General features: G+C 70.0%; 11 protein-coding genes and 1 tRNA gene. 6 read left to right on the top strand and 6 right to left on the bottom strand.

What is annotated here, in order from left to right:
• Window positions 1-4 precede the first annotated feature (4 nt).
• Window positions 5-2,191: an MMPL family transporter gene (locus tag ACFV3I_RS17215; RefSeq protein WP_378823760.1), complete on the top strand. Its 2,187-nt coding sequence runs from the start codon at window positions 5-7 to the stop codon at window positions 2,189-2,191.
• 20 nt (window positions 2,192-2,211) lie between these two features.
• Here ACFV3I_RS17215 and ACFV3I_RS17210 read toward each other — a convergent pair.
• From ACFV3I_RS17210 to ACFV3I_RS17195, 4 genes are all read right to left on the bottom strand, one after another.
• Window positions 2,212-2,285 (bottom strand) — tRNA-Arg (locus ACFV3I_RS17210).
• Window positions 2,286-2,333: 48 nt separating this feature from the next.
• A complete protein-coding gene (locus tag ACFV3I_RS17205; protein WP_136031557.1) occupies window positions 2,334-2,831 on the bottom strand; it encodes an HNH endonuclease in 498 nt (165 codons plus the stop codon).
• Window positions 2,832-3,136: 305 nt separating this feature from the next.
• The gene (locus ACFV3I_RS17200; protein WP_240744570.1) at window positions 3,137-3,871 is read right to left on the bottom strand and encodes a M23 family metallopeptidase; all 735 of its coding nucleotides are present in this window, start codon (window positions 3,869-3,871) and stop codon (window positions 3,137-3,139) included.
• A gap of 368 nt (window positions 3,872-4,239) precedes the next feature.
• Window positions 4,240-4,941: an iron dependent repressor, metal binding and dimerization domain protein gene (locus tag ACFV3I_RS17195; RefSeq protein ID WP_378823757.1), complete on the bottom strand. Its 702-nt coding sequence runs from the start codon at window positions 4,939-4,941 to the stop codon at window positions 4,240-4,242.
• A 101-nt stretch (window positions 4,942-5,042) separates the two neighbouring features.
• Between ACFV3I_RS17195 and serC the strand changes: the two genes are divergently transcribed.
• Entirely contained in the window at window positions 5,043-6,155 is a 1,113-nt protein-coding gene (serC, locus tag ACFV3I_RS17190) for a phosphoserine transaminase (protein ID WP_136037069.1), read from the top strand.
• Window positions 6,156-6,165: 10 nt separating this feature from the next.
• Here serC and ACFV3I_RS17185 read toward each other — a convergent pair whose 3' ends face one another.
• Together ACFV3I_RS17185 and ACFV3I_RS17180 are read right to left on the bottom strand one after the other, a co-directional pair.
• A complete protein-coding gene (locus ACFV3I_RS17185) occupies window positions 6,166-6,822 on the bottom strand; it encodes a DUF3027 domain-containing protein (protein WP_378823755.1) in 657 nt (218 codons plus the stop codon).
• On the bottom strand, window positions 6,806-7,186 hold the full coding sequence (locus ACFV3I_RS17180) for a cold-shock protein (protein WP_136031547.1): 381 nt from the start codon (window positions 7,184-7,186) through the stop codon (window positions 6,806-6,808). The genes ACFV3I_RS17185 and ACFV3I_RS17180 overlap by 17 nt, the downstream gene beginning before the upstream one ends.
• A gap of 116 nt (window positions 7,187-7,302) precedes the next feature.
• On the opposite strand from ACFV3I_RS17180, the gene ACFV3I_RS17175 reads away from it, so the two are divergent.
• The 4 genes from ACFV3I_RS17175 to ACFV3I_RS17160 all read left to right on the top strand — a co-directional run bounded on the left by ACFV3I_RS17175 (window position 7,303) and on the right by ACFV3I_RS17160 (window position 11,747).
• Window positions 7,303-7,578, top strand: a complete 276-nt coding sequence (locus tag ACFV3I_RS17175) for a multidrug ABC transporter ATPase (protein WP_136031545.1) — start codon at window positions 7,303-7,305, stop codon at window positions 7,576-7,578.
• Window positions 7,579-7,588: 10 nt separating this feature from the next.
• A complete protein-coding gene (locus tag ACFV3I_RS17170; protein ID WP_378823753.1) occupies window positions 7,589-9,298 on the top strand; it encodes a helicase-associated domain-containing protein in 1,710 nt (569 codons plus the stop codon).
• Between the two features lie 37 nt (window positions 9,299-9,335).
• Window positions 9,336-10,982 carry a DNA repair helicase XPB gene (locus ACFV3I_RS17165; RefSeq protein WP_136046254.1) on the top strand — a complete coding sequence of 549 codons (1,647 nt, stop codon included), beginning with the start codon at window positions 9,336-9,338 and terminating at the stop codon, window positions 10,980-10,982.
• A 72-nt stretch (window positions 10,983-11,054) separates the two neighbouring features.
• Window positions 11,055-11,747: a response regulator transcription factor gene (locus ACFV3I_RS17160; RefSeq protein ID WP_136031539.1), complete on the top strand. Its 693-nt coding sequence runs from the start codon at window positions 11,055-11,057 to the stop codon at window positions 11,745-11,747.
• The last annotated feature ends 41 nt before the right edge of the window (window positions 11,748-11,788 follow it).

Raw genomic sequence — 11,788 nt, 5'->3', positions numbered from 1 at the left:
CCCGATGTCCCGCCCCGCCGAAACGCCGACCCCGCCGTCCCGAGAGCGCGTCCGTCGCCACTCGTGGCTGCGGGTCTTCCTCCCGGTCCTGCTGATCCTGGTGTGGCTGGCCGGGGCGTCGTTCGGTGGCCCCCTGTTCGGCAAGGTCGACGAGGTCTCCTCGAACGACCAGACCACGTACCTGCCCGAATCGGCCGACGCGACCACCGTGCAACAGCTCCTGGGCGAGTTCAACGACAGCGACGCGATCCCGGCCATCGCGGTGTTCACCTCGGACCAGGAGCTGACGCAGACCGAGCTCGACGCGATCAGCGATGCGGTCGCCGACGCTCCGTCGGTCGAGGGCGTCGCGGACGACGTCTCGCCCGCGCTCCCCTCCGACGACGGGAAGGCCGTGCAGGCGTTCATCCCGATCGAGGGCGACGCGGAACTCGCCGACACCACCACGGCGCTCGGCGAGGAGTTGCGCGCGGCGGTCCCCGACGGGGTCACGGTCTACATCACCGGACCGGCCGGTTTCAGCGCCGACCTGGTCGCCGGCTTCTCGGGGATCGACGGCCTCCTGCTCGGGGTGGCGCTGCTGGCGGTCCTCGTGATCCTCGTCCTGGTCTACCGGTCGTTCCTGCTGCCCCTCGTCGTGCTGTCCACGAGTCTGTTCGCGCTGTGCGTCGCGCTCCTGGTGGTGTGGTGGCTGGCGAAGTGGGAGATCCTGCTGCTGAGCGGACAGACCCAGGGCATCCTGTTCATCCTCGTGATCGGCGCCGCGACCGACTATGCGCTGCTCCTCGTCGCCCGCTTCCGTGAAGAGCTGCGCGTCGCGCAGGACAAGGGCGTCGCGCTGCGGGCCGCGTGGAAGGGCTCGGTCGAGCCGATCGTCGCGTCAGGCGGCACCGTGATCGCCGGACTGCTGTGCCTGCTGCTCAGCGACCTGAAGTCGAACAGCACGCTGGGGCCGGTCGCCGCGATCGGCATCGTGTTCGCGATGCTGTCGGCGCTCACACTGCTCCCGTCGTTGCTGCTGCTCTTCGGGCGCGCGGTGTTCTGGCCCCGCCGGCCCCGTCTCGAGCCCGAGGTCGTCGCGGAGGAGCACGGCATGCGCACCACCGGGCTGTGGGCTCGCCTCGCCGGCGCGGTGAAGAGGCGCCCCCGGGTGATCTGGATCGTGACGACGCTCGTGCTCCTGGCCGGAGCCGCCGGAGTCACCCAGCTCGACGCGGTGGGAGTGCCGCAGTCCGACCTCGTGCTCGGAGCGTCTGAGGCGCGCGACGGGCAGGTCGCGCTGGGCGAGCACTTCCCCGGCGGGTCGGGCAGCCCGGTGTCGGTCGTGGTCGACGAGGAGCGCATGCAAGACGCGGCGGACGTGCTCCTGTCCAACGACGGGATCGACGGGGTCACGGTGACCGCCGCCGACTCCCCGAGCGGCTCCGCGCCGATCGACGAGGACGGGATCACGGCGGTCGGCCCTCCGGGAACCCCCGCGCCGGATCCCACGGTCGTGGACGGTCAGGTGCTGCTGCAGGGGACCCTGACCGACGCAGCGGACTCCGCCGAGGCTGCCGCGACGGTGCGGGAGCTGCGCGTCGAGCTCGACGACCTCGGTGCGATCGTGGGCGGCGTCACGGCCACATCGGTCGACACGAACGATGCCTCGATCCACGACCGCAACCTCATCATCCCGGTGATCCTGCTCGTGATCATGCTGATCCTGATGCTGCTGCTCCGGTCGATCCTCGCCCCGGTGCTGCTGATCCTGACCACGGTGCTGTCGTTCGGAACCGCGCTCGGCGTGTCCGCGCTCGTGTTCAACGGGATCTTCGCGTTCCCCGGCGCCGACCCGGCCGTCCCGCTCTACGGCTTCGTCTTCCTCGTGGCCCTGGGCATCGACTACAACATCTTCCTGATGACCCGCGTGCGCGAGGAGTCGAAGCAGCACGGAACACGCGAGGGCATCCTGCGCGGGCTCTCGATCACCGGGGGCGTCATCACCTCTGCCGGCCTCGTGCTCGCTGCGACGTTCGCCGCCCTCTCGGTGATCCCGATCCTGTTCCTCGTGCAGCTCGCGTTCATCGTCGCGTTCGGCGTCCTGCTCGACACGTTCGTCGTGCGCTCGCTGCTCGTGCCCGCTCTCACGTACGACATCGGGAAGGCCATCTGGTGGCCGTCCGCGCTGTGGCGCCGCGGGAAGCCGTGACGACGGGATCGCGGGAAGGGTGCCCTCGACAGGATTCGAACCTGCGACCTGCCCTTTAGGAGAGGGCTGCTCTATCCTGCTGAGCTACGAGGGCGCGCACCCAGTCTACGGGACCGGGATGCGCGCCCTCGGCCGCTCAGGGTCAGGCCGCGAGGGCGAGGTACGGCTCCCACCGCGGGTCGCTCCGCTCGGACCCCCGCACCGTCCAGGCGGTGCCGTGGGGTGGGCGCGGCGTGAACCGCAGCTGCCACCGCATCTCCTGCGGCGTGCGATTGCTCTTGAGGTTGTTGCACCGCAGGCAGCACGCGACGAGGTTCTCCCACGAGTCCGCTCCCCCGCGCGACCGGGGCAGGACGTGGTCGATGGTCGATGCCGACTTGCCGCAGTAGCCGCAGCGGTGGTCGTCGCGGCGGAGCACCCCGCGCCGGGTGACCGGAACACGTCGCCCGGTCGGCACCCGCACGTAGCGGGACAGGATGATCACGGCTGGCCGGTCGTAGACACCGTGCGTCCCCCAGACGGGGTCGTCTTCGACGCGCTCGATCACGGTCGCTTTCTCATTCATGACCAGGACCAGTGCTCGCTTGAACGACACGATCGCCAGCGGCTCGTACCCGGCGTTCAGGACCAGTGTGCGCATTCGTCATCCTCTCGATCCGCCGGGACGGCTTCCCGGCACTCTCGACTCACACGGCATCGCACAGGTGGTGGAGTGCACGCAGGGACGAAAAAAGGCGCTGTCTAAAGACAGCGCCTTTCGCGCGCGGCCGGACCGCGGCATCCCTGCGGGCGATGCTGAAGGACGTGACGACCGAGGACATCCATGGTTCGGATGGTCGGTATTCGCTCCATCAGCCTCTCCCGCCTGTTCGACGACGGGTTCAGGCTAACCCATCCCACAGGGGGCAGGGCGCAACAGCGGGTGAACGATCGGAGGTGTGTCCGTCAGCCGGCGTTGATCGAGAGCCAGTTGCCCGGCTCCACCAGGCCGCCGTTGATCCACACCTCGAAGTGCAGGTGGTTCGCGGTCGAACGTCCCGTGCTGCCGACGTAGCCGATGAGCTGACCGGCCGCGACGCTCTGGCCGGCCTGCACCTGACGCGAGCCGTAGAGCATGTGGCCGTACGTGGTCTGCACGCGCTGGCCGCCGATGACGCTGTCGAGCATGACGCACACGCCGTAGCCGCCGATGTTCTCGGCCGAAGCCCGGACGACGCCGGCCGCAGCCGCGTAGATCGGGGTGCCCGCGGGTGCGAGCATGTCGATGCCGTTGTGACCGCCGCCGATGGTGCGGCTGACGTGCCACGAGCCGAGCGGCAGCGGATAGCGCACCTCGCCGGAGCCCGGCGCGGTGAGCGCGTAGCCGGCCGTGTTGAAGCGACCGCCCGACGACGAAGCCGCAGCGGTGGCGGCGGCCGCGGCGCGAGCGGCAGCGGCCTCCTCGGCCTTCTTCTTCGCGATCTCGTCGGGAGTCGTCGCGCTGAAGGTGCCGCGCACGACAGGAGCGGAGGTCGCCTCGGAAGCGACGACCAGCGACTGCGCGTCGACCGCGGCGAGCTGCTGCACCGTCGTGGTGGCGGCGTCGGCCGGCTTGGACGCGGCGTAGGCGGGAAGCGCGACGGCGGCGACCAGTGCACCGACGGCACCGAAGATCGCCACCGACCGGAGAGGCTTGACCACCTTTCGCGCCGTCACCTTCGGTGGGGTGCGGCGAGCCGGAACTCGATCTTCAGGTGTCTTCTCGGTCGGTTCGATGTCTGCGGCCAAAACGTGGTCCTCCTGGGCCTTCGCACCTCGGGTGTGCTGGCTCATCGGCGCTCTCCTCGATGGCGCGGATGGGGAATCGGGTACGAGAGTCATCCGTGCCGAGAAGACGATGAGCCTGAAGGCGTATCTTCGCGGTCCATCCCCAACGGGCTTCTTCGCTGAGGACCTGACCGAGGTTACCGGAAGATAACGATCATGTCACCCTGGGAAACTGGCAATCCTCGGTGAGGCCGTCCGACGCCCCGAGACGGTGCGCGACGAACCGCGATTCTGCGGCGCGATCAGGCCGGTTCGCCCACCAGGAAGATGTGCGACGCGAGCTCGACGGGAAGCTCGAGCCCCTCGTCCTTGCCGTCCATCTGGATGAGGACGTAGCCCTCGTTGAACCGGAAGTCACCGCGCGCCCCCGGTACGACGCCCGCATCGCGCAGCTGCTCCAGCAGCTCGGGGTCGACCTGCGCGGGCTCGGCCAGACGACGCACCGTGCCCTCGACGGGCTCGCCCGCCGCGTTCAGACGCTGCACCAGACCGATGACGCCCTCATCGAACGTCCGGGCCGGGAGGTCGCCGAGCTGATCCAGACCGGGGATCGGATTGCCGTAGGGCGACTCCGTGGGATGCCCGAGCAGCTCGACGAGGCGGCGCTCCACCTGCTCGCTCATCACGTGCTCCCAGCGGCAGGCCTCTTCGTGCACGAACGCCCAGTCGAGTCCGATCACATCCGACAGCAGGCGCTCGGCGAGACGGTGCTTGCGCATCACGTCGACCGCCTTGCGGCGACCGGCGTCGGTGAGCTCGAGCGTACGATCCTCGGAGACCACGACGAGCCCGTCGCGCTCCATCCGCCCGACCGTCTGCGACACGGTCGGTCCGGAGTGGCCGAGCCGCTCGGAGATGCGCGCGCGCAGCGGCACGATGTTCTCCTCCTCGAGTTCGAGGATGGTGCGGAGATACATCTCCGTGGTGTCGATCAGATCGGTCATGTGCGGGCCCTCCGAAGTTCTTAGGCAAGCCTACATTCCCGCGGGGACATCGGATCGACCGCGGGCGGGGCGGCCCCGTGCGCTCCCCCTAGAATCGACCCATGGCGATCGAGATTCCCGGTGACCTCCTGCCCGCTGACGGGCGCTTCGGCTGCGGCCCCTCGAAGGTGCGGCCCGCACAGCTGGAGGCGCTGCTCTCCTCCGGCTCGTCGATCCTCGGCACCTCGCATCGTCAGGCGCCCGTGAAGAACCTCGTCGGCAGCGTGCGCGAGCGGCTCGCCGCGCTGTTCCGCATCCCGGACGGATACGAGATCCTGCTCGGCAACGGCGGCTCCACCGCGTTCTGGGATGCCGCGGCGTTCGGCCTCATCGAGCGCCGTAGCCAGAACCTCGTGTTCGGCGAGTTCGGCGGCAAGTTCGCCGCCGCCGCCGGGGCCCCGTGGCTCGAGGCCCCCGACGTGCGCAGAGCGGAGCCGGGATCCCGCACGCAGGCCGCATTCGTCGACGGGATCGACGTGTACGCGTGGCCGCACAACGAGACCTCGACCGGCGTGAGCGCTCCGGTGTCGCGCGTCGACGCCGACGGGGCCCTGACCGTGATCGATGCGACGAGCGCGGCGGGCGGCATCGACTTCGACGTCGCGCAGGCCGATGTGTACTACTTCGCCCCGCAGAAGAACCTCGGGTCGGACGGCGGACTGTGGTTCGCGGCCGTCTCGCCCGCCGCGGTCGACCGCATCGAGCGCATCGCCGCTTCGGGCCGCTACATCCCCGAGTTCCTCAGCCTCAAGCAGGCGGTTGACAACTCCCGACTCAACCAGACCCTCAACACCCCGGCGCTGACCACGCTGCACCTGCTCGACAGCCAGCTGCAGTGGATCCTCGACAACGGCGGCCTCGCCTGGGCTGCGGCGCGCACCGCGGAGTCGTCCTCCGTGCTGTACGACTGGGCCGAGGCCTCCACCGTGGCGACGCCGTTCGTGTCCGACCCGGCACACCGCTCGCCGGTCGTCGCGACGATCGACTTCGACGACAGCATCGACGCGGCAGCGATCGCGAAGACGCTGCGCGCCAACGGCATCGTCGACACCGAGCCGTACCGCAAGCTCGGACGCAATCAGCTGCGCGTCGCGACGTTCGTCTCCATCGAGCCCGACGACATCCGTCAGCTCACGCGCTCGATCGACTACGTGCTGGAGAACCTCGGCGGCTGAGCGCCGGGACTCACTCCTCCTCGTCGACCTCGCCGGCGTCCGCACCGCGGACGTCGGCGTCGTCGTCTTCGGCGTCGTCGGCGTCTTCGTCTTCGTCTTCGGCGTCGTCGTCTTCGTCGGCGTCGTCGACATCCGCGTCGTCGTCCTCCGCGTCGTCGGATGCGGAGTCGTCGAGCTCGTCGATGTCGACGCCGTCGAGGTCGCCGGCGTGAAGGATGTCGGACGCCTCGTCGTCATCCTCGTCGAGCTCGTCGTCCAGGACATCGTCGAGTTCGACGTCCGCGGCTCCGTCTGTCCGGTCGCCGTCATCGCCGTCCGTTGCCGCCGCAGCCGCGTCGGCGAGCTCGGCCTGGTGCGCGCGATACTCCGCCAGGCGCTCGGCCCAGGGCACCCATTCGGGCGCGAGGAGTGCGCCGTCGCCCGGCAGGAGCTCGGCCTCCAGCACCGTGGGCTCTTCGTCGTCGACGCGGGCCACCGTCACGGTCCAGTACCACCCCGGATATCCGGCCAGTCGGTTCTCGAAGCGCAGCGAGACCGATCCGTCTTCCTCTGCGATGTATCCGGCGGCCGGCCCGATGGTGGACGCGGGAGTGAACTCGCGCAGCGCTGCGAGCGCGAGATCATGGGCCTCGACGAGGCGGGCGTCAGCCTCAGGCTTCGAGGTCATCAGCGACCTTGCGCAGAACGGCTGCGATCTTGCGGCCGTGACCGGAGGACGGGTAGCGCCCGCGACGCAGATCGCCGCCGATGCCGTCGAGCAGCTTCACCAGGTCTTCGATGATGATCGCCATGTCGTCGGCGGGCTTGCGCTTGGCCTTCGCCAGGCTGGGCGGGGCCTCGAGCACCCGCACGGACAGCGCCTGCAGGCCGCGCTTGCCATCGGCGACGCCGAACTCCACGCGCGCACCCGCCTTGATCGCGGTGCCGGCCGGCATCGCGGAGGCGTGCAGGAAGACGTCCTGGCCGTCATCGCTGGCGATGAAGCCGAAACCCTTGTCTTCGTCGTAGAACCTGACCTTGCCGGTGGGCATGGGTGAACCTCGCTGGTATCGAAAAGCAGAATAGAGCGCGCTCGTGCGCGTGCGTCCAGCCTACCGGTCGCGGGGCGAACGGAACCGACCGCGCCGGGGCGAGTAGTCTGGAGCGGATGAGCACGCAGAGCCCCGGACCGGAGGTCCCCATCCGCCGGATCGATCGCATCCTGGCGTTCACCGCACTCGGGATCGCCGCCGCCTCCGTGGTGTGCTTCTTCGCGATCATCATCGGCACCGCCACGGGCATGGACCGCGCCGCGTTCGGTGAAGGCGCGTGGCCGGTCGTCGCCGCGATCCCCTACTGGGGGCTGCCACTCGCGTTCGTGCTGATCATCACCCTGCTGATCATGAGCTTCGTCCGGAAGGGTCGCGCGCAATCGCGTCGCTGAGCCCCCGCCGATGAGCACGCACGCACGACCGCTGGCCGACCGCCTGGCCGCAGCGAGCGATGCCGAGCTCCGGGAGCTGTTCGCCGCCCGCGGCGTACGCCCCGACGCGACGTGGCAGGACTTCTTCGATGCGGCCGAGGCCCTGCTGGAACCGTCCTCCCTGAGCCGAGTCCTCCCGGCACTCACCGCCGCGGAGGCCGCGTCCCTCGTGGATGCCGTCGCCGGTGAGCAGCCGGGCGAGGGCCGCGAGCGACTGGTCGCCCTCGCCCTCCTGCGCGCCGACGGGACACCGCAGCCGCCCGTGGACCTGCTGGTCGAAGGCCGCGCGCGGCCGACGCCGATCGACGCCACTCCCCCCGCGCCGTCCTCCGAGGCCACGTCCGCTCACGCCGCCGAGCGCGCCTTCACCACGGTCGCGCGCCTCGCCGACCTCCTCCTCATCGCCAGGGAACGGCCCTTCGCCCTCCTGCTCGGCGGAGCGGTGAGCGCCGGCGAGAAGCGGCAGCTCGCCGAGGCCGGGCTGCCCACCGAGGCCATCGACCTGCTCTCCGGACTCGCCGTCCGTGCCCGGCTGGCGGCCCCGGTCGACCGTCGACTGCGGACGACCGCGCTCGCCGAGGAATGGCTGCGCTCTTCCGTCGCCGCCCGCTGGACGCTCCTCGCGACCGCCTTCCGCGACTCCCTGCCGCGCGGTCTTCGCCCGGCGACTGCCGGGTGGATCCCGGTGTCGCAGTGGCCGCTCGCGCACCCCTGGGACGCCGCCTGGACGGAACACGCCGCAGAGCTCACGGAATCGGCCCGGCTGATCGGTCTGATCGCCGACGACGGCACCGAGCCCCCCTGGGCCGCGCCGCTCCGATGCGGAGAGCCCGCCGACGCCCGCACCCTCGTCGCACAGCTCCCGGCGGAGGTCGACCGCATCTTCCTCCAGAACGACCTCACGGCCATCGCTCCCGGTCCGCTGCAGCCCGCCCTCGACGTGCGACTGCGCACGATCGCCGTCCGGGAGTCCGCTGCACAGGCCTCCTCCTACCGGTTCACCGCCGAGTCGGTGGCCCACGCCTTCGCCACCGGGGAGAGCGAACACTCCATCCTCGACTTCCTCGGCGCGATCTCCCTCACCGGAATACCCCAGCCGCTGGGCTACCTGGTGGCGCAGACCGCCCAACGGCACGGTCTCATCCGGGTGTCCGTCGACGGCGAGACGGGGCGCACCCGGATCGAGAGCAGCGACCCGCACGTGTTGGAAGCCCTCGCGGTCGATCAGGCGCTCCGACCGCTCGCGCTCACAGCCCACGTGGGCTCGCTCACCACGCGAGTGGCACAGGACACCGTGTACTGGGCGCTGACGGACGCCCGCTACCCGGCGAGCCTCGTCGACGAGGACGGAGCGATCGTCGTGCGCGACCGCCACCCCGCCGCTCCCCCGGCCGACGGACACGACCCCGCTGACGACTACGACCCGCTGATCGCCCGGTTGCGCGATCGCCAGGGTCCGGACGCCGATGCCGCCTGGCTCGACCGGGAGCTCGAAGCCGCGGTGCGAGCCAAGGCCGTCCTGCGTGTGACGGTCGGCATGCCCGACGGATCCACGCGGGACCTGCTCCTGGAGGCCACGGGTATCGGCGGCGGACGGCTGCGCGGCCGCGACAGGGCCGCCGACGTCGAGCGCACGCTCCCGGTGTCGAGCATCCGCGCGGCGACCGTCGTGGCCCCGTGAGGCCCTGCCCTCCGGACGGCCGGTAGACTGGTCAGCTATGTCTGATGGCCCCCTGATCGTCCAGAGCGACCGCACCGTGCTGCTCGAGGTCGCCCACGCCGATGCCGAGAGCGCCCGACACGAGCTCGCGATCTTCGCCGAGCTGGAACGCGCGCCGGAGCACATCCACACGTACCGCATCACCCGCCTGGGACTGTGGAACGCGCGAGCCGCCGGGCACACGGCAGAAGACATGCTGGAGACGCTCGACCGCTGGTCGCGTTTCCCGGTGCCCCCGTCGGTCGCCGTCGACCTGCGCGAGACCGTCAACCGCTACGGGCGGCTCGTCATCGAGCGCGACGACGAGGGCGTGCTGATCTTGCGGTCGACCGATCCCGCCGTGCTGGCGCAGGTCGCGAACAACAAGCGCATCCAGCCGCTGCTGATCGGCCACCCGACTCCCGAGACCTTCGTGGTCGACGCGTGGGCCCGCGGACAGATCAAGCAGGAGCTGCTGAAGATCGGCTGGCCCGCGGAGGACCTCGCGGGCTACACGCCCGGCACTCCGCACGAGATCGAGCTCGCCGAGGACGGCTGGCACATCCGCCCGTACCAGCAGGACGCGGTCGACGCCTTCGCGAAGGACGGCTCCGGCGTCGTGGTCCTCCCCTGCGGCGCGGGCAAGACGATCGTCGGGGCCGGGGCCATGGCCGCGACGAAGACGACGACGCTGATCCTCGTGACCAACACGGTCTCGGCGCGACAGTGGCGCGACGAGCTGCTCAAGCGCACCAGCCTCACACCGGAGGAGATCGGCGAGTACTCGGGGCAGTCGAAGGAGGTCAAGCCGGTCACCATCGCGACCTACCAGATCCTCACCGCCAAGCGGAAGGGCGAGTACGCGCACCTGGCGCTGCTCGACGCCTTGGACTGGGGCCTCATCGTGTACGACGAGGTCCACCTCCTGCCCGCGCCGGTGTTCAAGCTGACCGCCGACCTCCAGGCCCGCCGCCGCATCGGCCTGACCGCGACGCTCGTTCGTGAGGACGGCCGCGAGGGCGACGTCTTCAGCCTGATCGGGCCGAAGCGCTTCGACGCTCCCTGGAAGCAGATCGAGGCGCAGGGGTTCATCTCCCCGGCCGTCTGTTACGAGGTGCGCGTGGACCTTCCGCCGAGCGACCGGCTGGAGTACGCCGCGGCGACCGATGACGAACGCTACCGCCTCGCCGCGTCGGCGCCCGCCAAGATCGACGCCGTCCGCGAGCTGATCGCGAAGCACGAGGGAGAGCAGATCCTCGTGATCGGCCAGTACCTCGATCAGCTCGACTCGCTGTCCGATGCGCTGAACGCACCGCAGATCACCGGATCGACGCCGGTCGAGGAGCGCGAGGAACTGTACCGCGCCTTCCGCGAGGGCGACATCTCGCTGCTCGTGGTGTCGAAGGTGGCGAACTTCTCCATCGACCTGCCCGAGGCCTCGGTCGCCATCCAGGTGTCCGGCTCGTTCGGCTCCCGACAGGAGGAGGCCCAGCGGCTCGGACGGCTCCTGCGTCCCAAGCAGTCCGGACACACGGCGAGCTTCTACACGCTCGTCGCTCGGGACACGATCGACCAGGACTATGCGCAGAACCGCCAGCGGTTCCTCGCCGAGCAGGGCTACAGCTACACGATCATGGACGCGGACGCGATCGCCGCGGCCGCCTAGCCTCGGCGGCGCGGCTTCCGGCGCTCCGAAGGTAATCAGCAACCGCATGGCCGAAGTCACCATAATGGGGACATGACTGCTGCGCGCATCCTGGTCGTCGACGACGAGCCCAACATCCGCGACCTGCTCTCCACGGGTCTCAGCTTCGCCGGGTTCCAGGTGAAGACGGTCGCCAACGGCGCCGCCACGATCTCGGCCGTCCTCGAGGAGGAGCCGGACCTCATCATCCTGGACGTCATGCTGCCGGACATGAACGGCTTCAGCGTGACCAAGCGCCTCCGCGGCGCCGGCTTCACCGCTCCCATCCTGTTCCTCACCGCCAAGGACGGCACGGACGACAAGATCGAAGGCCTCAACGCCGGCGGCGACGACTATGTCACCAAGCCGTTCAGCCTCGACGAGATCGTCGCCCGCGCCCAGGCCATCCTCCGTCGCACCATGCAGGCCGACGAGGAGTCGATCATCCGCGCCGGCGAGCTGTCGATGGATCAGGACACCCACGACGTCTACGTCGGCAAGGAGCCGATCGAGCTGAGCCCGACCGAGTTCAAGCTCCTGCGCTACCTGATGCTCAACCCCAACCGGGTGCTGTCGAAGGCTCAGATCCTCGACCACGTCTGGGAGTACGACTTCAACGGCGATGCCGGCATCGTCGAGAGCTACATCTCCTACCTGCGCCGGAAGATCGACCCGCACACGGAGGAGTCGCTGATCCAGACGAAGCGCGGCTTCGGCTACATGCTCAAGGTCGGCAAGACGGTCTGACGACCACGCACGGATCCGCCCTCGACGGCGGGATCGCCACA

Source organism: Microbacterium sp. NPDC059771, assembly GCF_042732495.1.
Lineage (GTDB): Bacteria > Actinomycetota > Actinomycetes > Actinomycetales > Microbacteriaceae > Microbacterium > Microbacterium sufflavum.
Note: the sequence above shows the minus strand (reverse complement) of the source record. Positions and strands in the feature narration are given on the sequence as shown.

Bases quoted from the DNA above. Each gene is read 5' to 3' on its own strand.
- ACFV3I_RS17160 (WP_136031539.1), top strand. From the start codon at position 11,055: ATGACTGCTGCGCGCATCCTGGTCGTCGACGACGAGCCCAACATCCGC.
- serC (WP_136037069.1), top strand. From the start codon at position 5,043: ATGGCGATCGAGATTCCCGGTGACCTCCTGCCCGCTGACGGGCGCTTC.
- ACFV3I_RS17185 (WP_378823755.1), bottom strand. From the start codon at position 6,822: ATGACCTCGAAGCCTGAGGCTGACGCCCGCCTCGTCGAGGCCCATGAT.
- ACFV3I_RS17175 (WP_136031545.1), top strand. From the start codon at position 7,303: ATGAGCACGCAGAGCCCCGGACCGGAGGTCCCCATCCGCCGGATCGAT.
- ACFV3I_RS17170 (WP_378823753.1), top strand. From the start codon at position 7,589: ATGAGCACGCACGCACGACCGCTGGCCGACCGCCTGGCCGCAGCGAGC.
- ACFV3I_RS17195 (WP_378823757.1), bottom strand. From the start codon at position 4,941: ATGACCGATCTGATCGACACCACGGAGATGTATCTCCGCACCATCCTC.
- ACFV3I_RS17180 (WP_136031547.1), bottom strand. From the start codon at position 7,186: ATGCCCACCGGCAAGGTCAGGTTCTACGACGAAGACAAGGGTTTCGGC.
- ACFV3I_RS17205 (WP_136031557.1), bottom strand. From the start codon at position 2,831: ATGCGCACACTGGTCCTGAACGCCGGGTACGAGCCGCTGGCGATCGTG.
- ACFV3I_RS17215 (WP_378823760.1), top strand. From the start codon at position 5: ATGTCCCGCCCCGCCGAAACGCCGACCCCGCCGTCCCGAGAGCGCGTC.
- ACFV3I_RS17165 (WP_136046254.1), top strand. From the start codon at position 9,336: ATGTCTGATGGCCCCCTGATCGTCCAGAGCGACCGCACCGTGCTGCTC.